At 67.4% G+C, this 25340-nt stretch carries 27 protein-coding genes; 18 read left to right on the plus strand and 9 right to left on the minus strand.

What is annotated here, in order from left to right; genetic code table 11:
• Positions 1-97: 97 nt before the first annotated feature.
• From WKW77_RS26100 to WKW77_RS26110, 3 genes are read left to right on the plus strand one after another with little or no spacing between them, the layout of a single operon-like run.
• On the plus strand, positions 98-1162 hold the full coding sequence (locus WKW77_RS26100; protein WP_340359798.1) for a lactonase family protein: 1065 nt from the start codon (positions 98-100) through the stop codon (positions 1160-1162).
• On the plus strand, positions 1159-2484 hold the full coding sequence (locus WKW77_RS26105; protein ID WP_340359799.1) for an MFS transporter: 1326 nt from the start codon (positions 1159-1161) through the stop codon (positions 2482-2484). Before WKW77_RS26100 ends, WKW77_RS26105 begins: the two co-directional genes overlap by 4 nt.
• Positions 2485-2518: 34 nt before the next feature.
• Positions 2519-3511, plus strand: coding sequence for a Bug family tripartite tricarboxylate transporter substrate binding protein (locus WKW77_RS26110; protein ID WP_340359800.1), 993 nt, complete (start codon positions 2519-2521; stop codon positions 3509-3511).
• Between the two features lie 3 nt (positions 3512-3514).
• On the opposite strand, the gene WKW77_RS26115 is transcribed toward WKW77_RS26110, so the two are convergent.
• Both WKW77_RS26115 and WKW77_RS26120 read right to left on the minus strand, forming a co-directional pair.
• On the minus strand, positions 3515-4075 hold the full coding sequence (locus tag WKW77_RS26115; RefSeq protein WP_340359801.1) for an anti-sigma factor family protein: 561 nt from the start codon (positions 4073-4075) through the stop codon (positions 3515-3517).
• A complete protein-coding gene (locus tag WKW77_RS26120) occupies positions 4072-4671 on the minus strand; it encodes an RNA polymerase sigma factor (RefSeq protein ID WP_340359802.1) in 600 nt (199 codons plus the stop codon). Before WKW77_RS26120 ends, WKW77_RS26115 begins: the two co-directional genes overlap by 4 nt.
• Positions 4672-4780: 109 nt before the next feature.
• On the opposite strand from WKW77_RS26120, the gene WKW77_RS26125 reads away from it, so the two are divergent.
• On the plus strand, positions 4781-5509 hold the full coding sequence (locus WKW77_RS26125) for an oxygen-binding di-iron domain-containing protein (protein ID WP_340359803.1): 729 nt from the start codon (positions 4781-4783) through the stop codon (positions 5507-5509).
• A gap of 23 nt (positions 5510-5532) precedes the next feature.
• On the opposite strand, the gene WKW77_RS26130 is transcribed toward WKW77_RS26125, so the two are convergent.
• On the minus strand, positions 5533-6489 hold the full coding sequence (locus WKW77_RS26130; protein WP_340359804.1) for a Bug family tripartite tricarboxylate transporter substrate binding protein: 957 nt from the start codon (positions 6487-6489) through the stop codon (positions 5533-5535).
• A gap of 159 nt (positions 6490-6648) precedes the next feature.
• Positions 6649-7557, minus strand: coding sequence for a LysR family transcriptional regulator (locus tag WKW77_RS26135; protein WP_340359805.1), 909 nt, complete (start codon positions 7555-7557; stop codon positions 6649-6651).
• 160 nt (positions 7558-7717) lie between these two features.
• Here WKW77_RS26135 and WKW77_RS26140 point away from each other — a divergent pair, with 160 nt between their 5' ends.
• The gene (locus WKW77_RS26140; protein WP_340359806.1) at positions 7718-8872 is read left to right on the plus strand and encodes an acyl-CoA dehydrogenase family protein; all 1155 of its coding nucleotides are present in this window, start codon (positions 7718-7720) and stop codon (positions 8870-8872) included.
• Here the strand turns inward: WKW77_RS26140 and WKW77_RS26145 are convergent.
• Positions 8869-9261 (minus strand): VOC family protein, encoded by a 393-nt coding sequence (locus WKW77_RS26145; RefSeq protein WP_340359807.1) that lies wholly within the window; start codon positions 9259-9261, stop codon positions 8869-8871. The two genes, WKW77_RS26140 and WKW77_RS26145, sit on opposite strands and share 4 nt — an antisense overlap.
• Positions 9262-9392: 131 nt before the next feature.
• On the opposite strand from WKW77_RS26145, the gene WKW77_RS26150 reads away from it, so the two are divergent.
• The 6 genes from WKW77_RS26150 to WKW77_RS26175 all read left to right on the plus strand — a co-directional run bounded on the left by WKW77_RS26150 (position 9393) and on the right by WKW77_RS26175 (position 16545).
• Positions 9393-9956 (plus strand): BPSL1445 family SYLF domain-containing lipoprotein, encoded by a 564-nt coding sequence (locus tag WKW77_RS26150; RefSeq protein WP_340359808.1) that lies wholly within the window; start codon positions 9393-9395, stop codon positions 9954-9956.
• Between the two features lie 184 nt (positions 9957-10140).
• Complete coding sequence (locus WKW77_RS26155; RefSeq protein WP_340359809.1) at positions 10141-11229, plus strand: tartrate dehydrogenase; 1089 nt, start codon at positions 10141-10143, stop codon at positions 11227-11229.
• Positions 11230-11371: 142 nt separating this feature from the next.
• Complete coding sequence (locus WKW77_RS26160; RefSeq protein ID WP_340359810.1) at positions 11372-12727, plus strand: dicarboxylate/amino acid:cation symporter; 1356 nt, start codon at positions 11372-11374, stop codon at positions 12725-12727.
• Positions 12728-12744: 17 nt separating this feature from the next.
• A complete protein-coding gene (locus WKW77_RS26165) occupies positions 12745-14034 on the plus strand; it encodes a glycerate kinase type-2 family protein (protein WP_340359811.1) in 1290 nt (429 codons plus the stop codon).
• Complete coding sequence (gene pyk / locus WKW77_RS26170; RefSeq protein ID WP_340359812.1) at positions 14031-15446, plus strand: pyruvate kinase; 1416 nt, start codon at positions 14031-14033, stop codon at positions 15444-15446. Before WKW77_RS26165 ends, pyk begins: the two co-directional genes overlap by 4 nt.
• 151 nt (positions 15447-15597) lie before the next feature.
• Positions 15598-16545, plus strand: a complete 948-nt coding sequence (locus WKW77_RS26175) for a Bug family tripartite tricarboxylate transporter substrate binding protein (RefSeq protein ID WP_340359841.1) — start codon at positions 15598-15600, stop codon at positions 16543-16545.
• A 31-nt stretch (positions 16546-16576) separates the two neighbouring features.
• On the opposite strand, the gene bamE is transcribed toward WKW77_RS26175, so the two are convergent.
• The 3 genes from bamE to WKW77_RS26190 all read right to left on the minus strand — a co-directional run bounded on the left by bamE (position 16577) and on the right by WKW77_RS26190 (position 18491).
• Entirely contained in the window at positions 16577-17173 is a 597-nt protein-coding gene (gene bamE / locus WKW77_RS26180) for an outer membrane protein assembly factor BamE domain-containing protein (protein WP_340359813.1), read from the minus strand.
• Positions 17174-17259: 86 nt separating this feature from the next.
• Positions 17260-17490 carry a hypothetical protein gene (locus tag WKW77_RS26185; protein WP_340359814.1) on the minus strand — a complete coding sequence of 77 codons (231 nt, stop codon included), beginning with the start codon at positions 17488-17490 and terminating at the stop codon, positions 17260-17262.
• 80 nt (positions 17491-17570) lie between these two features.
• Positions 17571-18491 carry a LysR family transcriptional regulator gene (locus WKW77_RS26190; protein WP_340359815.1) on the minus strand — a complete coding sequence of 307 codons (921 nt, stop codon included), beginning with the start codon at positions 18489-18491 and terminating at the stop codon, positions 17571-17573.
• Between the two features lie 93 nt (positions 18492-18584).
• Here WKW77_RS26190 and WKW77_RS26195 point away from each other — a divergent pair, with 93 nt between their 5' ends.
• The 5 genes from WKW77_RS26195 (at position 18585) to WKW77_RS26215 (ending at position 22274) form a co-directional block, all read left to right on the plus strand.
• On the plus strand, positions 18585-19595 hold the full coding sequence (locus tag WKW77_RS26195) for a zinc-binding alcohol dehydrogenase family protein (protein ID WP_340359816.1): 1011 nt from the start codon (positions 18585-18587) through the stop codon (positions 19593-19595).
• Between the two features lie 139 nt (positions 19596-19734).
• Entirely contained in the window at positions 19735-20376 is a 642-nt protein-coding gene (locus WKW77_RS26200) for a peroxiredoxin (RefSeq protein WP_340359817.1), read from the plus strand.
• Between the two features lie 219 nt (positions 20377-20595).
• Entirely contained in the window at positions 20596-21639 is a 1044-nt protein-coding gene (locus WKW77_RS26205) for a VWA domain-containing protein (RefSeq protein WP_340359818.1), read from the plus strand.
• An 81-nt stretch (positions 21640-21720) separates the two neighbouring features.
• The gene (locus tag WKW77_RS26210) at positions 21721-22011 is read left to right on the plus strand and encodes a nucleotidyltransferase family protein (protein ID WP_340359819.1); all 291 of its coding nucleotides are present in this window, start codon (positions 21721-21723) and stop codon (positions 22009-22011) included.
• Positions 22008-22274 (plus strand): HepT-like ribonuclease domain-containing protein, encoded by a 267-nt coding sequence (locus WKW77_RS26215; protein ID WP_479694170.1) that lies wholly within the window; start codon positions 22008-22010, stop codon positions 22272-22274. Before WKW77_RS26210 ends, WKW77_RS26215 begins: the two co-directional genes overlap by 4 nt.
• Before the next feature lie 46 nt (positions 22275-22320).
• Here the strand turns inward: WKW77_RS26215 and WKW77_RS26220 are convergent, their stop codons facing one another.
• On the minus strand, positions 22321-23061 hold the full coding sequence (locus WKW77_RS26220) for a FadR/GntR family transcriptional regulator (protein ID WP_340359820.1): 741 nt from the start codon (positions 23059-23061) through the stop codon (positions 22321-22323).
• Positions 23062-23177: 116 nt separating this feature from the next.
• Here WKW77_RS26220 and WKW77_RS26225 point away from each other — a divergent pair, with 116 nt between their 5' ends.
• Complete coding sequence (locus tag WKW77_RS26225; RefSeq protein WP_340359821.1) at positions 23178-24374, plus strand: mandelate racemase/muconate lactonizing enzyme family protein; 1197 nt, start codon at positions 23178-23180, stop codon at positions 24372-24374.
• 2 nt (positions 24375-24376) lie between these two features.
• The gene (locus tag WKW77_RS26230; RefSeq protein ID WP_340359822.1) at positions 24377-25336 is read left to right on the plus strand and encodes a 2-hydroxyacid dehydrogenase; all 960 of its coding nucleotides are present in this window, start codon (positions 24377-24379) and stop codon (positions 25334-25336) included.
• Positions 25337-25340: the final 4 nt, after the last annotated feature.

Raw genomic sequence — 25340 nt, forward strand, 5'->3', positions numbered from 1 at the left:
TGTCATCGATAAAATGCAAACCAGTGCAAACCCTCGGATCCACCTCGAGCGCAAAAAGGCTCGCTGGCGAAGGCTCCGAACACCTCAAGGACGCCTCATGTACGCCTATGTCGGCAGCCGGACCACACGCGAGCGCAATGCGCGTGGCGAAGGCATTGCCATCTTCAAGCTCGACCCCTCGGAAGGCAGGCTGACGCAAGTCGGCCTCGTGGGCGATCTGGTGAACCCCTCCTTCCTCGCGATGAGCCGCGATGGAGAGTTCCTCTATGCGGTGCACGGCGACGAGACCGAGGTCAGCGCGTTCAAGGTCGATCGCAGCAGTGGCGCGCTGGCCTTTGTCAACCGGCAGAGCAGCCAGGGCAAGAACCCCGTGCATCTCGCGCTCGACCCAACGGGGCGCTTCCTCGTCGTCTCCAACCACATCGGCGCGAGCCTGGCGGTGTTGCCGGTTCGCGAAGACGGATCGCTCGGCGATGTGGTGCAACTCGTGACGCTCGAAGGACCCGTGGGTCCGCATCGGGTGGAGCAGAAGCAGGCCAAGCCGCATTTCAATCCGTTCGATCCGGGCGGCCGCTTCGTGGTGGCTCCGGACAAGGGGCTCGATCGTGTCTTCGTCTTCCGCTTCGAAGAGGGGCGCCTGACGCCGGCGGCGGTGCCGTTCGTCGTCACGCGCGAAGGCGCGGGGCCGAGGCACATTGCATTCCATCCGCGCGCGGCGCGGGCCTACGTGATCAACGAGCTCGACTCCACGGTCACGGCCTGCCGCTTCAACGCAGAGACTGGCGAGCTGCAGCCCTTCCAGATCGTCCCGTCGCTGCCCGAGAGCTTCACCGGCAACAGCCGTGCAGCCGAGATCGAGATCGATGCGGCGGGCCGTTTCCTCTACGCCTCCAACCGCGGCCACGACAGCATCGCCGTCTTCCGGATCGATGCCGCGACCGGGGCACTGAAGTTCGTGAACGCGCAGCCGACGCAAGGCCGAACTCCGCGCTTCATGACCGCGACGCCGGACGGCCGCTTCATGTTCGCGCTCAACGAGGACAGCGATTCCATCGTGAGCTTCGACATCGACCCGGCCGCCGGCACGCTGGCGCCGACGGGCGCCGAGGTGCGGTCGGGCAGCCCGGTCTGCATGGTCTTTTCGACCGGAGTCGCGGCATGAACGCCATCACCTTCACGCCCGAACAGGAAAAGGCCACGGTGCGCAAGGTCACCTTGCGGACCATCCCCTTTCTCTTCCTGCTCTACATCATCTCGTACCTCGACCGCGCCAACATCGGTTACGCGGCCTTGCAGATGAATGCCGAACTCGCCCTCAGCAGCGAGGCGTTCGGCTTCATCTCCGGCATCTTCTTCGTGGGCTACTTCATGTTCGAGGTGCCGAGCAACGTGATGCTCAACAAGTACGGTGCGCGCGTGTGGATCGCGCGCATCCTGATCTCGTGGGGCATCCTGGCGGCGCTCTCGGCGTTCGTGCAGAACGCGACGCAGCTCTACATCCTGCGCTTCCTGCTGGGCGTCGCGGAAGCGGGATTCTTTCCCGGGATCATCGTCTACCTGACCTACTGGTTCCGCTCCAAGGAACTGGCCACCACGGTCGCGCTCTTCACGGCGGCGATCCCTGTGTCCTACATCATCGGCGCGCCACTGAGCACGCTGATCATGGACCACATCCATTGGCTCGGCTGGAGCGGCTGGCGCTGGATGCTCTTCCTCGAAGGCATTCCCGCTGTGATCTTCGGCGTGGTCTGCTGGCTGCGCCTCACCGATCGGCCCGAGCAGGCGAAGTGGCTGCGCCCCGACGAAAAGGAATGGCTCGTCGCCGAACTGGAGCGCGACCGGCTCTCGCGCAAGAACGTCAGGCACCTGACCGTGGGTCAGGCGATGGCGAACGGCAAGGTGCTCTACCTGTCGTTCATCTACTTCGTCTACCAGTGCGGAAGCCTCGGCGTCGGCTACTGGATGCCGCAGATCATCAAGGGCTTCTCGGACACGCTGACGCACACGCAGATCGGCTTCATCGCGATGGTGCCGTACATCGTCGCGACGATCGCGATGGTCCTGTGGTCGCGCAGTTCGGACCGGCGCAACGAGCGGCGGCTGCATTCCGCCATTCCGCTCGCGGTCGCCGCCGCGGCGCTGCTGGGCGCCGGAATGACGGCGAATCCGCCCGCGGCGATCGCGCTCATCAGCATCGCACTCGCGGGGCTGTATGCCTTCAAGTCGCCGTTCTGGGCACTGCCCACGCTGTTCCTGAGCCGCTCGACCGCCGCCATCTCGATCGCGGTCATCAACTCGATCGGCAACCTCGGCGGCTTCGTCGGGCCCTATGCGATCGGCCTGATCAAGGGCTCCGGCAGAAGCGCGACCGCGGGGCTGGTGTTCCTGAGCGCACTGCTCGTCATCTCGTTCCTCATGACGCTCTTCATGCGCCTCGCGCCGGGCGCCGATCCCGCGCCTGCGGGCGCAGCCAAGGCGACCTGAGGCGACCTCACACATTCACTTCAACGGAGACCCCATGTCATTGCGCTTCAGAAATATCTGCCAGACGGCCGTCGCATCATTCGCCCTCGTTGCGGGCCTCTCGTCCACTGCGCACGCGCAGGGTGCGGGCGACTATCCGAACAAGCCCATCACGATCATCGTGCCCTTCGCCGCCGGCGGAAACACCGACGTCAAGACGCGCCTCGTGGCATTGCGGCTGGCATCGGTCCTCGGCAAGCCCGTGATCGTCGACAACCGCCCCGGCGCGAGCGGCAACATCGGCATCGAGATGCTGGCGCGCGCTGCGCCCGACGGCTACACGATCGGCATGGGCAGCTTCGGGCCGCTGGCGGTCAATCCGTCGATCTACCCGAGGGTCAACTTCGATCCGAAGAGCTTCGTGCCGATCGTCCTGCTGGAGAAAAGCCCGCTCGTGCTCACCACGCCGGCCGACAAGCCTTACAAGTCGGTCAAGGAAGTGGTCGCGGCATCGAAGGCGAAGCCGGGCAGCCTCAACATCGCCAATGCGGGGCCGGGTGGCGCGCATCACCTGTCCGCCGAACTGTTCGAGAACGCCGCGGGCATCGACATGGTCGGCGTGCCGTTCAAGGGCGGCGGTCCGGCATCGACCGCGCTGCTCGCGGGCCAGGTGGACCTGATGTTCGAGCAGACGGGCGCGGCGCTGCCGTCGATCCAGGCGGGCAAGATCAGGCCGCTGGCCGTGACATCGGCCAAGCGGCTGGCGAGCATGCCGGACGTTCCGACGTTCGCGGAGACCGGTTATCCGCAGGTGCTGGTGTCGAACTGGATGGGCTACATCGCGCCCAAGGGAACGTCGCCCGCCGTGGTGGCCAAGCTGCACGCGGCGTTCGTCAAGGCGATCAACCATCCGGACGTGAAGGAGCGCATCCTGTCGCAGGACAACGAGATCGGTGGCGGCTCGTCGAAGGAATTCGCCGACTTCATCGAGGCCGAGAGCGCGAAGTGGTCGAAGCTCGTGAAGGAGCGGGATATCCGGATCGAGTGAGGCTCAGGCGGCCCACGGGCTGTGATTGAGCCGGTATTCGCCGATCGTCCGCTCACGCCCCTCTCCATGCGCGACAAGGCGCACCGTCAGCACATGCGCGGGCAGGCCGCGCACGATCGCGATCTTCGGCACCATCAGGATCTCGCCGGATGCGGGATCGAAGGGGATGTCCTGCGCGCGGTACTCGGCATCGTCGGCGAACGACACGTGCAGCACCGCGTCCACGCGTTCGACGTTCGCCAGCGGGGCCTCGATGCGTGCGATCAGCACCTCGTCCTCCGGCGCGGCGCTGCAGTTGACGCTGCCGTTGTGCGCCAGGCGGTATTCGCGCACGCGCCGTCCCTCGTCGATCAGCCGCTGAACGAAGGGCGCGCCGACGAAGGCGTGCACCAGCCCGGCGTCGAAGGCGCGGCGCACCGCATCGCCGAGCGCGACCAGCTCGTCGAGCGTGCGGCCGCAGGGGTCGCAGCCGAGCAGGTGCAGGTCGATGGCTTCGGTCCGTGTGTCGTCCGTTTCGCCGAGCCAGTAGGCCAGAAGCGTGTCTTCGTCGAGGTGCGGGTTCATGCCGTAAGCTCCCGGCTGCCTTCGACGCAGCGGCGCAATTGGGTGATGCCCCGGTGGCGGATCACGCGCACATTGCCGGCGGTGAGACCCAGTTCATCCGCAACCTCCCAGGCGGGCTTCTCGTCGTAGAAGCTCATCAGCAGCACGCTGCGTTCGCGTTCCCGCAGCGCATCGAGGCAGCGGGCGACGCGCTCGTGATCGTGGCGCGGCGCGATGGCGATGTCCGCCGAGGCCAGCACCTCGCCGTGGCGCTCCATCAGGCTTTCGCGGCGCGATTCCTTGCGGTGCATCGCGAGCACCAGCGTGCGGCAGCTCCCGAAGATGAAGGACACCACCCGCTCGGGTTCGCGCACGCGGCCGGCGCGCAACTGGTCGAGCGCGAGCAGCATCACCTGCTGCATGAGGTCGTCCGCCGCCGAAGCGTCGCGCAGGTGGCGCAGCCCGTAGCGACGCACGCGCGGGGCGAGTTGGCGATAGAAGGCGGTTTCGGCGTCCATGTCGCGTGCCGCGCCCGCGCCGGCGATGCGCAGCGCGAGCATGACCGCGGCGTCGGACTCCGCGGATTCCGCTGGGTTCGCTTGCACGGCGTCGGGCATGGGGCGCAGCTTAAGCGCGCGCGCACGAGATTTCCAGATGGCTGTAACGCCAGCGCAGGTCGCGACACAACCTGCCGACATTCACCCACCGACCCAAGGAGACCCCCGCATGATCACCAACGCCGCCGCCGGCACCAATGTGCAGGAAATCGCCACCGGCATCTTTCGCATCAACACGCCCGTGCCGCTGCCCGACGGCCAGCTGTTCAGCTTCAACCAGTACCTCGTCGTCGACGACGCGCCGCTGTTGTTCCACACCGGGCCGCGCCAGCTCTTCCCGCTGGTGAGCGAGGCGATCGCGCGCGTGATATCGATCGAACGGCTGCGCTATATCGGCCTGTCGCATGTGGAAGCCGACGAATGCGGCGCGATGAACCTGCTGCTGGCCGTGGCGCCGCAGGCGGTGCCGCTGTGCGGGCAGGTGGCGGCGATGGTCTCGATGACCGATCTCGCCGACCGGCCGCCGCGGGCGATGGCCGACGGCGAGGAACTCGACCTGGGACAGCACACCATCCGCTGGTTCGACATGCCCCATGTGCCGCACGGCTGGGAATGCGGGCTGATGATGGACACCCGCACCCGCACGCTCTTCTGCGGCGATCTGTTCACGCAGGGCGGCCCGAGCGAGACGGCGCTGACCGACGCCGACATCTTTGGGCCGAGCGAGGCGTTCCGGCTGCAGATGGACTACTTCGCGCATGCACCGCAGACGGCGGATCGGCTGGCGGCCCTGGCCGCGCAGTCACCGCGCGTGATGGCGGTGATGCATGGAAGCGCGTGGGAGGGGGATGGCGCCGCGCTGCTGCGGCACCTGTCGGAGGCTGTCTCGCCGCACTGACAGCCAGCCCCCGGGGAAGGGGCTCAGTGCTGCTTGGGAAGGTTCAGGCTCTGCAGCACCGGCAGCCAGCGGTCGGATTCGGCCTTGACGAATTTGGAGAGCTCTTCCGGCGTGCTGCCCTTGGGCTCCATGCCGATCGCGCGGGCGCGGGTCACGAATTCAGGATCGGCGATCACCTGGTTCACCGCCTTGTTCAGGCGGTCGATGGCTTCCTTCGGCGTGCCGGTGGGCACCGAGAACGAATACCAGAGCGTCGCCTCGAGGTCGTAGCCCTGTTCCTTGAAGGTCGGCGCATCGGGCACCTGCGGCAGCCGCTTGGAGTCCATCACGCCGAGCACGCGCAGCTTGCCGGACTTGATGTAGGGCAGCGATCCGGTGATGGAGGTGCCGTGGATGTCGATCTGGTCGCCCAGCAGCGCCTGCAGCGCGGGTGCGTCGCCGTTGAAAGGAATGTGCGTGGCGGTGATGCCGACGCTCTTCTCGAACACCATCGGAGCCAGGTTGGTCAGGATCGCCGCGCCGGGCGAGCCGCGGTTGATCTTGCCGGGGTTCTTCTTCGCGTACTCGACCATCTCCTTGATGTTCTTGTACGGCAGGTCGGTGCGGCCCACGATGATGGCCGGCTGGTAGGCGATCTGCGTGACCGGCGCGAAATCCTTCTGCGGGTCGTAGGGCAGCTTGTCGTAGAGCACGCTGTTGTTGGCGAGCGTGCCGAGCGACGACACCAGCACCGTCTGTCCGTCCGGCTTGGAACGGGCCACGTAGTCCGCGGCGATGATGCCGCTCGCACCGGGCTTGTTGTCGATGATGACGTTCATGCCGTGCTTGTTGAGTTCCTGCGCGAGGATGCGGCAGTACTGGTCGGTGCCGCCGCCGGCGGCGAAGGGCACGACGATGCGGGTCACCTGCTGCTGGGCCAGCGCCGGGCCGAAGGCGCAGACCCCCAGGGCGAGGCCCATGACGAATTTCCGAAAGCTCACTGTGTCTCCTTGGTGCCGGTCCTGGTTCGGACTCGCTCGGGCCAGTCTAGTTCGCGCCCGGGGCGCGGAAACTGCAAGGAGTGAAAAGGTGGTTTCCGCGTCCTGCATGTCCTGCATGTCCTGCATGCCCGGACGCCGCATCGCGTGGCGGACCGAACGCTAGGCCTTCTCGTCCCTGAGTGCCTCGGCCACGAAATCCACGAACGCCCGCACCTTCAGCGGCAGCACCGTGCTCTGCCGGAACACCGCGAAGATGCCGTTCGAGAAGCCGCGCACCGCAAAGCGGTAGTCCGGCAGCAGCCGAACCAGCGAGCCGTCCTGCAGGTTGCTGCGCACGGTCGGCTCCGACAGCAGCGCGACCCCCATGCCGCCGAGGGCGGCCAGCCGCAGCAGTTCGCCGTTGTTGGCGCTCAGCACGCCCTGGATGGGCAGCTCGTGCTGCTCGCCGCGCTCGTCGACGTACTTCCAGCTCGTCGCCTCGTGCTCCCGCCGGTACGTCAGGCAGCGCACGTCCGGCAGGTCCGTCGGGTGCTTGATGCGCGAGTAGGTCTTGACGAACGCTGGGCTGGCGACCAGCACCTCGTCGCTCGACAGCAGCCGCTTGATGACGAAGCCCGAGTCGTTCGATTCCCCGGTGCGGATGTCCACGTCGAAATCGTGCTCGACGAGGTTGACCGGATGTTCCGACAGCTCGATCTGCACCCGGATATCGGGATAGCGCTGCGCGAAACGCGGCAGGAGCGGCGCGACCACGCGCAGGCCGATGTGGGTGCGCGAATGCACCCGCAGCCGGCCTTCGGGACGCTGGCGCGAATTGCGCGCCGCCTGCTCGGCCTCGGCCATCGCTTCGAGCACGCCTTCGGCCCGCTCCAGGAAGGCCTGCCCGGCCTCGGTCATCTTGAGGTTGCGGCTGGTGCGGTCGACCAGCTGCACGCCCAGCTCGTCCTCCAGCGCGCTGATGCGGCGCGAGATCGTGGCCGGCGACAGGCTGAGGCTGCGGGCCGCGGCCGAGAGGCTGCCCTTGCGCTGCGTCGTCACGAAGATCCGCAATGAATCGAGGGCCTTCATTTCGAAAGATGCAAAGAAGCTGTGCGCACGTTGGTGTTCTTCAGGGATTCGCTGCTTCTACGATCGATCGGACTTGACCCCCATCCATCAGGAGCAGCGGCATGGATGTCGAAATCCTACCGGCTGCTGGCAAAGCGCGCGAAAGAAGGAACCCGCAAGCATGATCCGCGACCCGCAGAAATTCGAAGCGCTGCTTTCCGAAGTGCGAGGCTTCGTACGCGACGAGTGCCTGCCGCTCGAAGAGGAGATCGACCGCACCGACGAGATTCCGGAGCCGCTGGTGCAGCGCATGCGGCAGTTGGGCCTGTTCGGCCACAGCATTCCCGAAGCCTTCGGCGGCGCGGGCCTCACGACCGAGGAACTGGCGCTGGTGAACATCGAGGTGTCGCAGGCCGCGACCACCTTCCGCGCCCGCTTCGGCGGCAACACCGGCATCGCGTCGGAATCGCTGGTCGTCGACGGCACCGCCGAACAGAAGGACCGCTACCTTCCGCGCATGGCGAGCGGCGAACTCACCGGCTGCTTCGCGCTCACCGAGCCCGAGGCCGGCTCCGACGCCACCGCGCTGAAGACGATGGCGGTTCGCGACGGCGGCGACTACGTGATCACCGGCAGGAAGTGCTTCATCACCAACGCGCCGATCGCGAGCCTCTTCACCGTCTTCGCGCGCACCGATCCGCAGGGCAAGGGTGCGAACGGCATCAGCGCGTTCCTGCTGGAGCGCGGCGCGCCGGGGCTTTCGACCTCCGATCCCTATCGCAAGATGGGGCAGCACGGATCGCCGGTGGGAGAAGTGTTGCTGGACGGCGTGCGCGTTCCCGCGTCCGCGATCGTCGGCGGCGTCGAGGGACAGGGCTTCCGCACCGCGATGAAGACGCTGAACAAGCAGCGCATCAACCTGGCCGCACTTTGCGTGGGACCGGCGATCCGCCTGGTGGAAGAGATGGCGCGCCATGCGCGGTCTCGCCGGCAGTTCGGCCAGCCGATCGGCGAGTTCCAGCTCGTGCAGCAGTTCATCGCGAAGAGCAACACCGAAGTGCACGCGGCGCGCGCGCTGGTGCTCGAAACCGCGCGCAAGCGCGACGCGGGCGCGGACGTGACGATGGAAGCGTCGATGTGCAAGCTCTTCGCCTCCGAGATGTGCGGCCGTGTCGCCGACCGGGCGGTGCAGGTGTTCGGCGGCAGCGGCTACATCGCCGGCAACGTGGCCGAGCGCTTCTTCCGCGATGTGCGCCTTTTCAGGCTCTACGAGGGCACGAGCCAGATCCACCTCGTCAACATCGCGAAGCGGACGATCGCGCACGTCGCCGCCTAGCCGGTGCCACCGCCGCTGCCGTAGGGCCGCGTGAGGATCTCCAACACGTGGCCGTCGGGGTCGTCCCAGTACACCCCGCGGCCGCGGTCGTTGTGGTTGATGCGGCCCGCCAGCGCGTGCCGCGGGTCGGCCCAGTAGTTGAGCCCGCGCGCGCGGATGCGCTCGAAGATCACGTCGAACTCTTCCTCGCTCACGAGGAAGGCGAAGTGCTGCACCGGGAACTCGCCGTCGTCGCGGATGTAGTCCAGCGTCACGCCGTTGTCGACCGTCACGCCCTGGAAGGGACCGAACGGCACCGGCGCGGCGCAGCCGAGGATCTCCGACAGGAAGGTGGCGGAGGCCAGCGGATCGCGGGCCGAGACGATGGTGTGGTTGAGCTGGATGGCCATGGCGGAATCCGGATCGATCTTGCTGCAACGCGGGACGGGAATTCTGCGCCCGTCCAGGCGACGGACGCGCCTTGAGTGGTGCCGACCCCGCGCGCAAAATGGCCGGACCGGTAACTCAAGGAGAGAGATCCATGAAGAAGCGTTCTTTCCTGGCAGGCGGACTTCTGGCGGTGCTCACGACGGCGTGCACGACCACCGGCACGTCGAGCGGTGATCCGGCGGCGCGGCGAAGCGGCATCGATGCCTCGGTGGACGCCGCGCTTTCCAAGCTGTACGGCCAGGTGCAGGGTTCGCGCGAGTTGACCGGCAAGGCCAAGGGCGTGCTGGTGTTCCCGTCGGTGGTGTCGGCGGGGCTCGGCGTGGGGGGCTCCTACGGGCAGGGTGCGTTGCGCGTGGGCGGCCGTTCCGTCGGCTACTACAGCACCACGGCGGCTTCGGTGGGCCTCTTGGCCGGCGCCGATTCCAAGGCGGTCTTCGTGCTCTTCATGACGCAGGAATCGCTCGACAAGTTCCGCGCGAGCAACGGCTGGACCGCCGGCGCCGATGCGTCGGTCACGATGCTCAAGGTCGGCGCCAATGCGGCCATCGACACGCAGACCGCGCAGCAGCCCATCATCGGCTTCGCGCTGAGCAATGCCGGGTTGATGGCGAACCTGAGCCTCGACGGCACGAAGATCAGCCGGCTCGATCTCTGAGCCGTTCGCTGCTTGTCGCCACCGGAGCCCGCGCGGTTCCGAGGCGGCGCTGCACGAAGGCGCGACGATTCTTGAGTCCAGGTTAACGATGGATTCACTTTTTCGGTGGTCCAGGTGCCGTGGGGGCTTCTACAGTTCATCCCACGTTCCCCTCAACCCTCGCACCACATCACCGGAGACATTCATGAAGACGTACAAGATCGCGACCATTCCTGGCGACGGCATCGGCAAGGAAGTCGTGCCCGCCGGGCAGCAGGTCCTGCAGACGCTGGCTTCGACCAGCAAGGCCTTTGCCTTCGAGTTCGAGAACTTCGACTGGGGCGGCGACTACTTCCGCGAGCACGGCGTGATGATGCCGGACAACGGCCTCGACGCGCTGCGCGACAAGGACGCGATCCTGTTCGGCTCCGCCGGCGATCCGCACATCCCCGACCACATCACGCTCTGGGGCCTGCGCCTGAAGATCTGCCAGGGCTTCGACCAGTACGCCAACGTGCGCCCGACGCGCATCCTGCCGGGCATCGACGCGCCCCTGAAGCGCTGCAGGTCCGAGGACCTGAACTGGGTCATCGTGCGCGAGAACTCCGAAGGCGAGTACTCGGGCGTCGGCGGTCGCGTGCACCAGGGCCATCCGATCGAGGCGGCGACCGACGTGTCGATGATGACCCGCGTGGGCGTGGAGCGCATCCTGCGCTTCGCCTTCAAGCTCGCGCAGTCGCGTCCCCGCAAGCTGCTCACCGTCATCACCAAGTCCAACGCACAGCGCCATGCGATGGTGATGTGGGATCAGATCGCGGGCGAGGTCGCCGCCGAGTACCCCGATGTGAAGTGGGACAAGGAACTGGTCGACGCGGCGACCGCGCGCATGGTCAACCGTCCGGCGAGCCTGGACACCATCGTCGCGACCAACCTGCACGCCGACATCCTGAGCGACCTGGCCGCCGCGCTCGCCGGCAGCCTGGGCATCGCGCCCACCGGCAACATCGATCCGGAGCGCCGTTATCCGTCGATGTTCGAGCCGATCCACGGTTCGGCCTTCGACATCATGGGCAAGGGCCTGGCCAACCCGGTCGGCACCTTCTGGTCCGTGGTCATGCTGCTGGAGCACCTCGGCGAGCATGACGCCGCGGCCCGCGTGATGGAAGCCGTCGAGCGCGTGACCGCCGACACCGCGCTGCACACTCGCGACCTCGGCGGCACCGCCACCACCGCGCAGGTAACCGAAGCCGTCTGCCGCCAGCTCTCGGCTGCCGCCCAGCTCAAAGCGGCCTGATCCACACGCCCGCCTGACCCCGGCGCGCGCGCCGGGGCCGTTCCCGAATCCGGGCGCATTCATCCCCGTTGCGCTCTCCCGCCCAAGCAGCCGAACGAGCTGCGGGAGTGCGCTCGCGCCCACCCTTCCTCAGGAGACATTCATGCGGCGCTTCTTCGGAAAGCTCTACGTCCAGGTGCTGATCGGCGTCTTCGCCGGCATCGCCCTCGGCGTGTTCGCCCCCAACTTCGCCAGCGACTTCAAGCCGCTGGGCGATGTGTTCATCAAGCTCATCAAGATGGTCTTCGCGCCGATCATCTTCGCGACCGTCGTGCTCGGCATCGCGCGGATGGAAAGCATGAAGGAACTCGGCCGCGTGGGTTTTCGCGCGCTGATCTACTTCGAGGTGCTGTCGACCTTCGCGCTCGCGCTGGGTCTGGTGGTGGTCAACATCGTCGGCCCGGGCCGGGGCATGAACATCGACGCGAGCCATCTGGACACGAAGGCCATCGCGACCTACACCGCGACCGCCGCGAAGCCGCAGGGATTCATCGACTTCATGATGAACCTCGTGCCGACCAGCCTCTTCGATGCGCTGGCGCGCAACGACATCCTGCAGATCCTCGTCTTCGCGACGCTGCTCGGCGTCGCGCTCTCGCACATCGGGCCGCGTGCCAGGCCGGTGGTCGACTTCCTCGATTCGTTCACGCACGGCGTGTTTGCCATCGTCGGCATGATCATGCGGCTCGCGCCGATGGCGGCCTTCGGCGCGATGGCGTTCACCGTGGGCAAGTACGGTCTCGGCTCGGTGGTCGCGCTCGGCAAGCTGATGGGGACGATGTACATCACCTGCTTCCTGTTCGTCACCGTCGTTCTCGGCGTGATCGCCAGGGTGTCGGGCTTCAGCCTCTGGAAGTTCCTCAAGTACATCAAGGACGAGCTGTTCACGGTGCTCGGCACGAGTTCGTCGGAATCGGTGGTGCCGCAGTTGATGCGCAAGCTGGAGCATGCAGGCGTGTCGAAGCCGGTGGTCGGGCTGGTCGTGCCATCGGGACTGACCTTCAACCCCGACGGCCAGTGCATCTACTACACGATGGCCGCGATCTTCATCGCGCAGGCGACCAACACGCCGCTCACCCTGACGGACCAGCTCGTGGTGCTTGGCGTGCTGCTGCTGACCTCCAAGGGCTCGGCGGGCGTGACCGGATCGGGCTTCATCACGCTGGCGGCAACGCTCGCGTCGATGGGCAAGATCCCGGTGGCCGGCATGGTGCTGCTGCTGGGGGTGGACCGCTTCATGTCCGAGGCGCGGGCGATCACCAACACCATCGGCAATGCGGTCGGCACCATCGCGATTGCGCGCTGGGTCGGGTCCGTGGACCGGCAGCGCCTGGCGCGTGTGCTGGACGGCCAGACCGATCCCGAGGACCTGCAGGAGCTGTACGAGGGCGACGACGAGAGCAAGGTCAAGCCGATCCGTGCCGATCTCGGCGAGCGTGGCGTGCGGGCCGTGGCCTGATGCCGGTGGAGGATGCGATGAATCACGCAGCGCCGGACCGTCTGCTTCGCGCCATGTTCGATGCGGCCATCGCGGCGGCGCAGCCCGCGTTGTGCGTGCCGCGGCATCTTCCGGCCGCGCCGAAGGGCCGTTTGGTCGTCATCGGCGCGGGCAAGGCATCGGCCGCCATGGCGAAGGCGGTCGAGGATCACTGGCCGGGCGAACTCTCCGGGCTGGTGGTCACACGCTACGGCTATGCGGTCGAATGCAAGCGCATCGAGATCGTCGAAGCCGCCCATCCCGTGCCGGATGCAGCGGGCGAGCGCGCGGCGAAGCGGCTCTTCGAAACGGTCTCAGGCCTCGGTGTCGACGACCTCGTGCTGTGCCTCATGTCGGGCGGCGGCTCGTCGCTGCTGCCGCTCGCGTTGCCGGGGCTCACGCTGGCCGACGAGCAGGCGCTCAACCGGGCATTGCTGGCCAGCGGAGCGAGCATCACCGAGATGAACTGCGTGCGCCGCCACCTGTCGGCGATCAAGGGCGGCCGGCTCGCGGCCGCCTGCAAGCCGGCGCGCGTCGTCAACCTCGTGCTGTCGGATGTGCCGGGCGACGATCCGGTGGACATCGCTTCGGGACCCACGGTGCCCGACCCGACCACCTGCAGCGACGCGCTCGACATCCTGCGCCGCTATTCCATCGCGGTGTCGCCGCGCGCACTGGCATTGCTGGAAAGCGGCGAAGGCGAAAGCCTCAAGCCCGGCGATCCGCGGCTGCCCGCGATCGAGACGCGCTTCATCGCCACGCCACAGATGGCGCTGGAGGCGGCGGCGAAGGTCGCACGCGACGCGGGTTTCGCGGCCCACATCCTGGGCGATGCGATCGAAGGCGAAGCGCGCGAGGTGGCGAAGACATTGGCCGGCATCGCGCTCCAGGCTTCGCGCCGTGCACAGCCGGTGTCTCCACCCTGCGTGCTGCTTTCCGGCGGCGAGACCACGGTCACGCTGCGCGGCCATGGGCGCGGCGGGCGCAACGTCGAATTCCTTCTCGCGCTCGGCATCGCGCTCCACGGCGAGCCGGGCATCCATGCGCTGGCGGGCGACACCGACGGCGTCGACGGGCAGGAGGAAATCGCCGGCGCCTTGCTCGCGCCCGACACGCTCGCGCGCGCATGGCAGCGCGGCATGAATCCGCGCCGCCATCTCGATGACAACGACGGCCACGGCTTCTTCCAGGCGCTCGGCGATTCGGTCGTCACCGGCCCGACGCTCACCAACGTCAACGACTTCCGCGCGATCCTGATCAGCGCACCCCACCCCAAGGAACCCCGATGAGAAAAATCAAGCACGCCAAGATCGTCGCGACGCTCGGACCCGCGAGCGACGAGGGCGGCACCATCCGCGCACTGTTCGAAGCCGGCGCGGACGTGTTCCGGCTCAACTTCAGCCATGGCACGCGAGAGGACCACAAGCGCCGGCTCGATCTGATCCGCAATGTGGAGCGAGAGAGCGGCCGGCCCATCGGCGTGCTCATCGATCTGCAGGGACCGAAGCTGCGCGTCGGGACCTTTCGCGACGGACCTGCCATGCTGGTGGAGGGCAAGCCCTTCCGCCTCGACCTGGACACGAAGACGCCGGGCGATGCGAGCCGCGTGGCACTTCCGCACCCGGAGATATTTGCCGCATTGCAGACAGGGGCCGAGCTGCTGCTCGACGACGGCCGCCTGCGCCTGCGCGTGGAGCGCTTCGGGCCCGATTTCGCGGAGACGCGCGTGGTGGTCGGCGGCAAGCTCTCGGACCGCAAGGGCGTCAATGTGCCCGGCGTGGTGCTGCCGCTCTCGGCGATGACCGACAAGGACCGCGCGGACCTCGACTACGGTCTTGCACTCGGCATCGACTGGGTGGCGCTGTCGTTCGTCCAGCGCGCCGAGGACATCGCGGAGGCGCGCGAGCTGATCGGATCGCGCGCCGGCATCGTCGCCAAGCTGGAGAAGCCCGCCGCCATCGCATCGCTGGATGCGATCGTCGCCGAAGCGGATGCGGTGATGGTCGCGCGCGGCGACCTCGGCGTCGAGATGCCGGCCGAGCAGGTGCCCTCGATCCAGAAGCGCATCGTCAGCGCCTGCCGTCGCGCGGGCAAGCCGGTGATCGTCGCGACGCAGATGCTCGAATCGATGATCACTGCGCCGGTGCCCACGCGCGCCGAAGCCTCGGACGTCGCGACCGCGATCTACGAAGGTGCGGATGCGGTGATGCTCTCGGCCGAATCAGCGAGCGGCCGGCATCCGGTGGAGGCCGTGAAGATGATGAGCAGGATCATCACGCACACCGAAAGCGACCCGTACTACCGCAGCGCCATCGACGCGTCGCGAACGCAGCCGCGCGCGCTGGCTGCGGATGCCATCGGCTCCGCCATGCGCGACATCACCGGACTGCTCAACGCCGCGGCGACCGTGGCCTACACGAGTTCGGGCTACTCGGCCCTGCGCATGGCGCGCGAGCGTCCGCAGGCGCCGATCATCGGCATGACGCCGCGCCTCGCGACCGCGCGCCGGCTTGCGCTCTGCTGGGGCGTTCACGCGGTGCTGTGCCACGAGGTGGTCGACGTGCCGGAGATGAGCGAACTCGCGAGCCGCACCGCGCTGAAAGAAGGCTTCGGCACGGCGGGGCAGACCCTCGTGATTTCCGCCGGCATGCCGTTCGGTGCCTCGGGCACCACCAATCTGCTGCGCATCGCGCAGATCTGAAGACGCCATCGAGCGCATCCGCATTGTTGAACGCCGGTTAAGACTGGATTCACTTCGGGGGCGATTCCGAGGTACCCGGGCTCCCTACAGTGCCCTCATAAATCAAAGGAGACAGTTCGTGAAGACATGGTTCATTTCCCGTCGCGTCGCCATGGCGGCTGCAATTGCACTGGCCTTCGGCGTCACGGCCGCATCGGCGCAGACATGGCCTGCGAAGCCCATCAGCCTCGTCGTACCCTTTCCTCCGGGCGGCAGTTCCGACGTGCTTGCACGCACGCTCACCGACAAGCTCTCGCAGAGCCTGGGCCAGACGGTCATCGTCGAGAGCAAGCCCGGCGCGGGCGCGACGCTCGGCGCCGACTACGTGGCCAAGGCGAAGCCCGACGGCTACACGCTGCTGATGGGCGCGGTGCACCACACGGTCGCGACCAGCGTCTACAGGAAGCTGCCCTACGATTTCGAGAAGAGCTTCTCGCCCGTCACGGTACTGGCGATGGTGCCCAACGTGCTGGTGGTGAATGCGAAGAGCCCGGCCACGGATGTGAAGAGCCTCATCGCCCAGGCGAAGGCTTCATCGAGCAAGCTCTCGTACGGCTCGAACGGAAACGGCACCGTGCAGCACCTGATCGGCACGCAGTTCGCGAGCCTTGCCGGCATCGAACTGCTGCACGTGCCCTACAAGGGCAGCGCGCCGCTGACCACGGACCTGCTCGGCGGGCAGGTCGACATGTCCTTCGACACGATCACGCCGGTCATCCAGCACATCAAGGCCGGCAAGCTGCGCGCGCTGGCCGTGACCACGGCGAAGCGTTCGACCTCGCTGCCCGATGTGCCGACGCTCGCCGAATCGGGGCTCAGGAACTTCGACCAGGGCACCTGGTTCGGCATCCTCGCGCCGAAGGACACGCCCGCCGATATCGTGCAGCGGCTCAACACCGAGATCGTGAAGATCGCGCAGTCGCCGGAGTTCAGGAAGCGCATGGAGGAGATCGGTGCCGAGCCGGTCGGCAACACGCCGGCGCAGATGGCCGATCAGATCAGGAGCGACACGGCGAAGTACGCGCAGCTCGTGAAGGACGCGAAGGTCACGATCGACTGAGGCTGCGCGTGATGCGGGCTGTGCAGGCTCTTCAGCGCGGCACGTACAGCACCTGCTCCAGCACGGCGGGCGCGCCGGTCACGGTCTTCACCTTGCCGGCGTCGTCGAACGACACCTGGTACTCCGACCACGAGTCCGTCCAGTAGCGCCACACCTTGGCATCCAGGCGCGGGTTCTCGCTGGTGATCGGCCAGCCGACGGCCATGGTCACCTGTTCGCGCGTCATGCCTTCGGCGATCTTCGCGTCGCGGATGGCTTCGCGGATCGCGGGCTCGAAGCTCGCGATGCGGACCTTGGGGTCTTCCTTGACGACGTAGCGCTCGACGAACGGCGTCATCGCGATGTCGCGGCTGTAGTCGTTCTTCAGGCGCTGCACCTTGCCGCCGATCTGCGTGTAGACGAAGCGCATCTCGTAGCCGGTGACCTGCGCCGGGGTGCCGACCGGCACGAGGCTGGTGCCGGCCTCGCGGTAGTTGCCGTCGCCCATTTGCGTGCCGTAGGTGTACATGTTGCAGCACAGGTAGCCCGCGAACAGCGGGCCCTGCGGCGCCTGCGGGCGCTGTGCGTGTGCGACGGAAAAGGGGAGCGCAAGGGCGCAAGCGGCGGCCAGGGCCAGGCGACGGGGCATCGGGAAGGTTCTCCTTGGGTTGATCGACCCGCCGAAGCGGGCGCGGCAGTCTAGGAGATTTTGTAACAGCCGCGCAACCCGGGGTACTAGATCAAGCCTCGCAAGCGCCGCTGCGCCCGATCGAGTCCGACGACCAGGCGGTTCTCGATGCTTTCGGCTTCGGTGATGCGCTCGTCGAACCACTCGGCTTCCGCACTCGCGACCTGCGACATCCGCTGCAGCATGGCGCCGATGAGCGCGTTGTGGTCCTTGATGAGTCCGTCCCAGAGATCGATGTCCGCCTGGGCGCCCTGGATGTCCACGTAGCTGGCCGTCATCTTCGTCTCCTGTGCCCGTGTGGGCCGGAGCGTAGCACCGGGGGCAGGCAAGCCAAAGAGAAACGCCGGGCCGGCAAGGCTCATTCGGGCGATCCGAGCGAGCCCGACATGGGAGTGAACTTCATCGCGAGAAAGTCCACGAGCGCCCGCACGCGCGCCGGCACGAAGCGCCCGCTGGGCAGGAGGGCGTGCAGGGGATAGGGCTCGGTGTCCCAGTCCGGCAGCAGCCGGACGAGCGCGCCGGATGCTTCGTCGCCCCGCACGTCGAGCGCGGACTTGAGCGTGATGCCCCGCCCCGCGAGCGCCCATTCGCGCGCCAGCGACGCATCGTCGGCGACGCGGTCCCCGTCCACCCGCACTTCGGTCCACTGACCGTCGCGCGCAAAGCGCCATACGCGCTGGCGGCGGCCGCTGCGGTGGAAGGTCAGGCAGTTGTGATGCACGAGTTCCTGCGGCGTCCGCGGCGCGGGGTGGCGGCGCAGGTAGTTGGGCGATGCGCACAGCACCGGCCGCGAATCGGCCAGCCGGCGCGCGACCAGGCGCGAATCCGACAGCACGCCGTAGCGCAGCGCGACATCCACTTCGTCGCGCGTCACGTCCAGCGGACGGTCGCCGACCGACAGCGAGAGTTGCAGGCCCGGGTGCAGATCCAGGAACTCGTCGAACCACGCCAGCAGCGTGACGCGGGTCAGGTCCGACGGCGCGGCCACGCGAACCGTGCCGACGAGCGCGCCGCGGTCGGCGGACACCTGCGACTCGGCTTCCTCCAGCAGTTCGAACGCGCGCACGGCGTAGTCGAGCAGGGTCTGCCCCTGCGGGGTGAGGCGCATCGCCCGGGTGGAGCGCTCGAAGAGCCGCGCGCCGAGTTGCGCCTCCAGCCGCTTGAGCCCCGCGCTCGCGGCCGCCGGGGTGATGCCGAGCGCGCCCGCGGCGGCGGTGAGCGTTCCGTTGCGCGCGGTGTGCACGAGCACGCGGAGGTCGGCCAGATTTTCAATCTTCATTTGAAATTGAAGCTATTCGCATACGGGTTATCAAATCACGATTGTGTCTCTACATTCGCTGCATCGTTCATCCGCCACATCGAGAGGATCCCTATGAAAGCCGTCGGCTACCGCCAATCCCTTCCCATCGACGATCCGGCGTCGCTCGAAGACCTCGAACTGCCCGAGCCGACACCGTCCGCGCGCGACCTCCTGGTCCGCGTGAAGGCGATCTCGGTGAACCCGGTCGACACGAAAGTGAGGAAGAACGCGGCGCCCGAACCCGGGCAGGTCAAGGTTCTCGGCTGGGATGCGGTCGGCATCGTCGAAGCGGTCGGGCCGCAGGTCGGCGGCTTCAAGCCGGGCGACCGCGTCTACTACGCCGGCTCGGTCATCCGTCCCGGCGCGAACAGCGAATTGCACGTGGTCGACGAGCGCATTGCCGCGCTCGCGCCGCGCAGCCTCGACGACGCGCAGGCGGCCGCCTTGCCGCTCACCACGATCACCGCCTATGAACTGCTCTTCGACCGGCTCGGCGTGGCCAAGGGCGGCGGTGCCGGAAAGACGCTGCTGGTCACGGGCGGTGCGGGCGGCGTGGGCTCCATCCTCATCCAGCTCGCCCGGCAATTGACGCAATTGCGCGTGATCGCCACCGCTTCGCGGCCGCAGACGCGCGACTGGTGCCTGTCACTGGGCGCGCACGCGGTCGTCGACCATTCGCGGCCGCTCGCGGCCGAACTCAAGGCGGCAGGCATCGGCCAGGTCGACATGGTCGCCAGCCTGACGCAGACGCAGCAGCACTACGCGCAGATCATCGAAGCGCTCGAGCCGCAAGGACGACTCGCGGTGATCGACGACATGCCGGTGCTCGATGCGATGCCGCTGAAGACCAAGTCGATCTCGCTGCACTGGGAGATGATGTTCGCGCGATCGCGCTTCGAAACGCCGGACATGGCGCGCCAGGGCGAGCTGCTGGCCGAGGTCGCCGCGCTCGTCGATGCGGGGCGCATCCGCACCACGGCCAATGCCAGCTTCGGTGCGATCAACGCGGCGAATCTCCGCCGCGCCCATGCGTTGATCGAAAGCGGCAAGGCGCAGGGCAAGGTGGTGCTGCAGGGCTTCTGAGCCGCGCCGGTGCAGCCGTCGGCTGGACGCGAAGACGAGATATGCGAAATCGCCATACCGAAAGAACAACTCGTTCGTTGCCTCGCGGCAGGTGTTCCAGAGAATCGATGCGCTTCCACTCGTGAATCCGGACATCCACATGACAACACTTCGTCTCGGCGACACCGCCCCCGATTTCACCCAGGACTCGAACGAGGGTCCGATCGCATTCCACGCGTGGGCCGGCGATTCGTGGGTCGTGCTCTTCTCGCATCCTGCGGACTTCACGCCCGTCTGCACCACCGAACTGGGCAGGACGGCAGCGCTCTCGGGCGAGTTCGCCAGACGCGGTGTCAAGCCGATCGCGGTCAGCGTCGATCCGGTCGACAAGCACAGGGAATGGATCGGCGACATCAACGACACGCAGGACACGACCGTCGATTTCCCGATCCTGGCGGACGTGGACCGCAAGGTGGCCGGCCTCTACGACCTGATCCACCCGAACGCCTCGACGACCGCGACGGTGCGCAGCGTGTTCATCATCGATCCGAAGAAGGTGATCCGCACCACCATCACCTATCCGGCAAGCACCGGGCGCAACTTCGACGAGATCCTTCGGGTCATCGATTCGCTGCAGCTCACCGACAGCCATAAGGTGGCAACACCGGTGAATTGGAGGGACGGCGACGACGTGGTCATCCTTCCCAGCCTGCAGGACCCGGCGGAAATCGCCCAGCGCTTCCCGAAGGGCTACAAGGCAGTGCGTCCCTACTTGCGCATCACCCCGCAGCCGAACAAGTAAGCCTCGGCGGGAAGCGGCTCCGTCGGAGCACACGCGCCGGCGGCCGGGCGGAGGGTCAGCCTCCAGCAAGGTTTGCGAGAGCGCAATGAATCGCTGATCGACCCTCGTCCGGCGGTTGCGAATCGCGAAGTTCGAGGGCACGATATCGCGGCACTGCCGAGATGGGTCGACACCCCCGTCGTCGTCTGCGGCACGGTGCCAAACCGCACGACGACGCCGATGTTCTTCCTCTGGCCTGACGTCCTCTGGGTGCTGATGCTGCTTCCGCTGCTGCCGGCGGCCTACGTCTGGTTGCTGCGGCGCCGCAGCACGGCGGCCTTGCGCTTCAGCAGCCTGAGCGTCGTGCGCGGGGCGGTGGGACACGCATGGCGGCGGCATGTGCCGCCGGCGCTGTTCCTGCTCGCGCTGATCGGGCTGGTCGTTGCGGCGGCCCGTCCGGTGGCGCGCGTGCCGCTCCCGTGGATGCGTTCATCGGTCATGCTGGCCATCGACGTGTCGCTCAGCATGCGCGTCAGCGACGTCAAGCCGACCCGGATCGCGGCCGCGCAGGAGGCCGCGAAGTCATTCCTGCGCGAGCTGCCTAAGAACATCGAAGTCGGCCTGGTGACTTTCGCCGGCAGCGGCCAGGTCGCGCAGCGCATGACGCTGGACCGCGAGGCACTCGTCGCCAGCATCGACGGCATCCAGATGCAGATGGGCACCGCGATCGGGAACGGGATCGTGCTGTGCCTGGCGGAGCTCTTCCCGGAGCAGGGCATCGAACTCGACGACCTCGACACGCCCAGCACGCGCTACGGTCGCAGCCTGGACAAAAAAGACAAGAAGGAGAAGTTGCCGGTCAAGGAATTCACTCCGGTGGCGCCGGGCTCATACGACTCCGCCGCCATCATCCTCTTGAGCGACGGCCGCCGCACCACCGGTGTCGACACACTGGAGGCCGCGAAGATGGCCGCCGATCGCGGTGTCCGCATCTACGTGATCGGGCTCGGCACGGTCGACGGCGACGTTCCCACGTCCGACGGCCTGGCGATCTACATGCAGCTCGACGAGCCGACGCTGCGCGAAGTGGCGCGCATGACCGCGGGCGAATACCACCACGCGGGCACCGCGGAGTCGCTCCACAGCGTCTACCGGAACCTCGGCACGCGTGTGCAGGTGCTGACGCGCGAAACCGAGCTCTCCGGCGTGGTGACGCTGATCGCGGCCGTGATCGCGATCGCGGCGGGGGTGCTTTCGTTCGTGTGGTTCGGGCGCGTCGGTTGACGAAGGGCCTTGGCTCGGCTGGATTGCGCTGTGTGGCGCTACGGCGGTTTGCATATCATCCCGACAAGAGAAAGGATTCCCATGCGACCGTCTGTTGCGCTCGAGATGAAGCGAAATGCAGTGCGCGATCTCGCCGCTCGCTTCTGCACAGCGAATCCGCGCGTGTTCGGCTCGGTACTTCGCGGCACCGACCGGGATGGCGGTGATCTGGATCTGCTCGTCGATGCACTGCCCGGCGCAACACTGTTCGACCTGGGGGGGTTGCAGGACGAGTTGGAAACGTTACTGGGCATCCATGTCGATCTGTTGACACCGGCCGACCTGCCGCTGAAGTTCCGGGCCAAGGTGCTCGCCGAGGCGCAACCGGTATGAGCGAAGACCGGCTGGCCGACTACCTCGACCACATGTGCCAGGCCGCCACCGACGCCTGCGGCTTTGTGGAGGGTTCAGCCAAGGAGGGCTTCCTGGCGGACAAGCGAACTCAGCAGGCGGTCATCATGAACCTCATCATCATCGGCGAGGCTGCCACGAAGGTGATGGAGGGCCATGCCGACTTCGCGCAGGCGCACGCAGACGTGCCGTGGCGCAGCATGCGTGGCATGCGCAACCGAATTGCCCACGGCTCAAGGAACTGAGCGGCGCGCGGCTGCCCCCTGCTGGGGGCCAAGGTGCCCGTAATTTTCAGGCGCGCTGTTCCTGGCCGAACAGCCGCGCGATCCCTCCGCGCAGATGCGCCTCCATCGCCTGGCGTGCGGCATCGGCATCCTGCCGCTCGATCGCCTGTTCCACGGCCGCGTGCTCCTGACACACTCCCGCCCGGCGCTCGCCTTGCGGGCGTCCCGCAAGGCTGCGTGAAAGCCCGATGCTGAAGCGCGTCTGCGGCGCCAGTGCCGTCATCGTCATGCTGAAGAAGCGGTTGCCGCAGGCCTGGGCCACCGCGTCGTGGAAGGCGACGTCTTCTTCGATGGCGTCGCTGCCGTCCGCCAGGGCCTGATCGAAGCGCTCGCGGCAGCGGCGGATGTGGTGCATCTCGTCGGCGGTGCGCATCCGCGCCGCACGCGCCGCGGCTTCGCCTTCCATGAAGCACCGGAATTCCAGGAAGGCGCGGATGTCCGCGATGTTCTTCAGCGTGCTCAGCGAGATGGGCGTGGCTTGCGGCAACGCGTCCGTGACGAAGTTGCCCGAGCCTTTGCGCACGTAGATGCGGCCCTCTTCACGCAGGCGCGCCAGCGCCTGGCGAAGCACCGGACGCGAGACGCCCAGATGCTGCGACAAGGCGGTCTCGCCGGGCAGGCGTGCACGCGGCTCGAAGCCCGGTGTGCCCAGCAGCTGGAGCAGGTCCTCGTAGACCTTGTCGGCGAGCAGGCGGTCCGCCCTGTGCGTTTGCGGCGTCGCGTCAGCGTCCGGAGCCCTAGTTTTCATATGACAGCTATTTACAGGGAAATCGTGAAAAGCGCGAGACGCTCTCCTGAGGAGAATGCATTCAAGAGCAAACCGGATCTTTGATCATCCGGCAAAGATATAAAAAGCTGTAAATCATGTCAACCATACGCTGCCTCCGAACCTACCGGCTGCCTGACAGGCCCAGCCTGATCTGGCTCGAACTCGAGACGAGCGACGGCCTCGTCGGCCTCGGCGAGACCTTCCGCGGCGCGGTGTCGGTCGAGACCTGCCTGCACGACGAGCTCGCGCCGTGGCTGGTGGGGCGCGACTCGCGGCACATCGAAGGCATTTCGCGCCACCTGCTGACGCCCTACGTGGGCTACAACGGATCGGGCGTGGAAGTGCGCTCGGCCAGCGTGATCGACATCGCGCTCTGGGACCTGGCCGGCCAGCGCCAGGGCGTGCCGATCCACGAGGCGCTCGGGGGGGCGGCGCGTGACAGCGTGCCGGTCTACAACACCTGCGCCGGCTACGCCTACAACACGAATGGCCGGCGCCGCGACATCGGCGACGAGGACAAGCCCCAGGGGCCCTACGACGACCAGGTGGCCTTCATGCACGATGCCGGCGAGCTCGCGCGCAGCCTGCTGGACGAGGGCTACAAGGCCATGAAGATCTGGCCCTTCGACATCTACGCGCCCAAGAGCGGCGGCCACCTCATCAGCCTGCCCGATCTCGAGAAGGGCCTGGCGCCGTTCCGCAAGATCCGCGAGGCGGTCGGCAACCGCATCGAAGTGATGTGCGAGCTGCACAGCCTCTTCGGCGGCCACTCGGCCCTGCGCATCTGCCAGGCGCTGGAGGACTACGACGTGTTCTGGGTCGAGGACCCGCTGTGCAAGATGGACGATCACGCCGCCCTCGCGGACCTTCGGCGACGCACGCGCGTGCCGGTGTGCGGCAGCGAGACGCTGGGCGGCCTGCGCCCGTTCCGCGACCTGCTGGCCAACGATGCGCTCGACGTGGTGATGCTGGACCTCGCGTGGTGCGGCGGCTTCAGCGAGGGACGCAAGATCGCGGCGCTGGCGCAGGCCTACAACCGGCCGCTGGCGCCGCACGATTGCACCGGCCCGGTCACGCTGATGGCCGGCCTGCAGATGGCGCTGCATGCGCCGACCGCGATCTACCAGGAGGTGGTCCGCGCCACGCTGGCCACCTGGTATCGCGACATCGTCACCGACCTGCCCGTGATCCGCGAAGGCATGGCGCAGCCCACCGTGGCCGCCGGGCTCGGTACGCGATTGAAGGACAGCTTCAAGCAGCGGCCCGACCTCATCGTTCGCGAGAGCCGCTAGCCATGCATATCCAGATCGTCGGGCTCCATGCGCCCAACGCGCCGCGTTTGCGCGAACTCCTCGGGCCCGGGCACGAGGTCGAAGCGCTGCAGGCCTTTCCCGAAGCAGGCCTCATCCATTCCGATGTCGTCATCGGCAACAGCATCGGCGAGAGCGAAGCGGCCCGCCTGCGCTGCCGGCTGGTCCATGTGCCCGGCGCCGGATCGGAGCAGATCGCCTGCGGCTCGCTGCCTTCCGGCACGACGGTGTGCAACGTGCACGGCCACGAAGTGCCGATCGCGGAGTTCACGCTCCACGCCATCCTGGAGCACGGCCTGCAGCTCTGGCAGTACCCGGCGCGCCTGGACGCGGACGCCTGGGCGAAGGCCTACGCCAGCCGGCCCCAGCATGAAGAGGCGCACGGCAAGACGCTCGCGATCGTCGGCTTCGGCCACATCGGGCAGGAGATCGCGCGCCGCGCGCGGGCGCTGGGCATGCACGTGGTCGCGGTGACGCGCAGCGGCAAGCCGGGGCCGGCGGAACTGGCCGACGAGTTCGTCGCCGTATCGGCGCTGGACGACGTGCTGCCCCGCACCCGGTTCCTCGTGATCTGCTGCCCGCTCGACGACAGCACCCGGGGGCTGATCGGCGCACGCCAGCTCGCGTTGCTGCCTGCACAGGCGCTGCTGGTGAACGTGGCGCGCGCCGAGGTGGTCGACGAGCAGGCGCTGTACGAAGCCCTGCGCGACCAGCGCCTCGCGCGGGCGGTGCTCGATGTCTGGTACCAGTACCCGAAGAAGGGCCAGCCGCCGGTGGCTCCCTCGCGCTGGCCGCTGCACGAGCTGCCCAACGTCCGCGCCACGCCGCACATCTCGGCCATGACGCCGGAGCTGCTCGACCGGCGCTACCGCTTCATGGCCGACAACATCCTTCGGCTGCAGCAGGGGCAGCCGCTGCGCAACGTCATCTACCAGGCGACCTGATCGC

Origin of the sequence: Variovorax ureilyticus (genome assembly GCF_037889935.1) — a bacterium.
In the GTDB taxonomy this organism is placed as follows: domain Bacteria; phylum Pseudomonadota; class Gammaproteobacteria; order Burkholderiales; family Burkholderiaceae_C; genus Variovorax; species Variovorax ureilyticus.

Bases quoted from the DNA above. Each gene is read 5' to 3' on its own strand.
- WKW77_RS26100 (WP_340359798.1), top strand. From the start codon at position 98: ATGTACGCCTATGTCGGCAGCCGGACCACACGCGAGCGCAATGCGCGT.
- WKW77_RS26105 (WP_340359799.1), top strand. From the start codon at position 1,159: ATGAACGCCATCACCTTCACGCCCGAACAGGAAAAGGCCACGGTGCGC.
- WKW77_RS26110 (WP_340359800.1), top strand. From the start codon at position 2,519: ATGTCATTGCGCTTCAGAAATATCTGCCAGACGGCCGTCGCATCATTC.
- WKW77_RS26115 (WP_340359801.1), bottom strand. From the start codon at position 4,075: ATGAACCCGCACCTCGACGAAGACACGCTTCTGGCCTACTGGCTCGGC.
- WKW77_RS26120 (WP_340359802.1), bottom strand. From the start codon at position 4,671: ATGCCCGACGCCGTGCAAGCGAACCCAGCGGAATCCGCGGAGTCCGAC.
- WKW77_RS26125 (WP_340359803.1), top strand. From the start codon at position 4,781: ATGATCACCAACGCCGCCGCCGGCACCAATGTGCAGGAAATCGCCACC.
- WKW77_RS26135 (WP_340359805.1), bottom strand. From the start codon at position 7,557: ATGAAGGCCCTCGATTCATTGCGGATCTTCGTGACGACGCAGCGCAAG.
- WKW77_RS26140 (WP_340359806.1), top strand. From the start codon at position 7,718: ATGATCCGCGACCCGCAGAAATTCGAAGCGCTGCTTTCCGAAGTGCGA.
- WKW77_RS26145 (WP_340359807.1), bottom strand. From the start codon at position 9,261: ATGGCCATCCAGCTCAACCACACCATCGTCTCGGCCCGCGATCCGCTG.
- WKW77_RS26150 (WP_340359808.1), top strand. From the start codon at position 9,393: ATGAAGAAGCGTTCTTTCCTGGCAGGCGGACTTCTGGCGGTGCTCACG.
- WKW77_RS26155 (WP_340359809.1), top strand. From the start codon at position 10,141: ATGAAGACGTACAAGATCGCGACCATTCCTGGCGACGGCATCGGCAAG.
- WKW77_RS26160 (WP_340359810.1), top strand. From the start codon at position 11,372: ATGCGGCGCTTCTTCGGAAAGCTCTACGTCCAGGTGCTGATCGGCGTC.
- WKW77_RS26165 (WP_340359811.1), top strand. From the start codon at position 12,745: ATGAATCACGCAGCGCCGGACCGTCTGCTTCGCGCCATGTTCGATGCG.
- pyk (WP_340359812.1), top strand. From the start codon at position 14,031: ATGAGAAAAATCAAGCACGCCAAGATCGTCGCGACGCTCGGACCCGCG.
- WKW77_RS26175 (WP_340359841.1), top strand. From the start codon at position 15,598: ATGGCGGCTGCAATTGCACTGGCCTTCGGCGTCACGGCCGCATCGGCG.
- bamE (WP_340359813.1), bottom strand. From the start codon at position 17,173: ATGCCCCGTCGCCTGGCCCTGGCCGCCGCTTGCGCCCTTGCGCTCCCC.
- WKW77_RS26185 (WP_340359814.1), bottom strand. From the start codon at position 17,490: ATGACGGCCAGCTACGTGGACATCCAGGGCGCCCAGGCGGACATCGAT.
- WKW77_RS26190 (WP_340359815.1), bottom strand. From the start codon at position 18,491: ATGAAGATTGAAAATCTGGCCGACCTCCGCGTGCTCGTGCACACCGCG.
- WKW77_RS26195 (WP_340359816.1), top strand. From the start codon at position 18,585: ATGAAAGCCGTCGGCTACCGCCAATCCCTTCCCATCGACGATCCGGCG.
- WKW77_RS26200 (WP_340359817.1), top strand. From the start codon at position 19,735: ATGACAACACTTCGTCTCGGCGACACCGCCCCCGATTTCACCCAGGAC.
- WKW77_RS26205 (WP_340359818.1), top strand. From the start codon at position 20,596: ATGTTCTTCCTCTGGCCTGACGTCCTCTGGGTGCTGATGCTGCTTCCG.
- WKW77_RS26210 (WP_340359819.1), top strand. From the start codon at position 21,721: ATGCGACCGTCTGTTGCGCTCGAGATGAAGCGAAATGCAGTGCGCGAT.
- WKW77_RS26215 (WP_479694170.1), top strand. From the start codon at position 22,008: ATGAGCGAAGACCGGCTGGCCGACTACCTCGACCACATGTGCCAGGCC.
- WKW77_RS26220 (WP_340359820.1), bottom strand. From the start codon at position 23,061: ATGAAAACTAGGGCTCCGGACGCTGACGCGACGCCGCAAACGCACAGG.
- WKW77_RS26225 (WP_340359821.1), top strand. From the start codon at position 23,178: ATGTCAACCATACGCTGCCTCCGAACCTACCGGCTGCCTGACAGGCCC.
- WKW77_RS26230 (WP_340359822.1), top strand. From the start codon at position 24,377: ATGCATATCCAGATCGTCGGGCTCCATGCGCCCAACGCGCCGCGTTTG.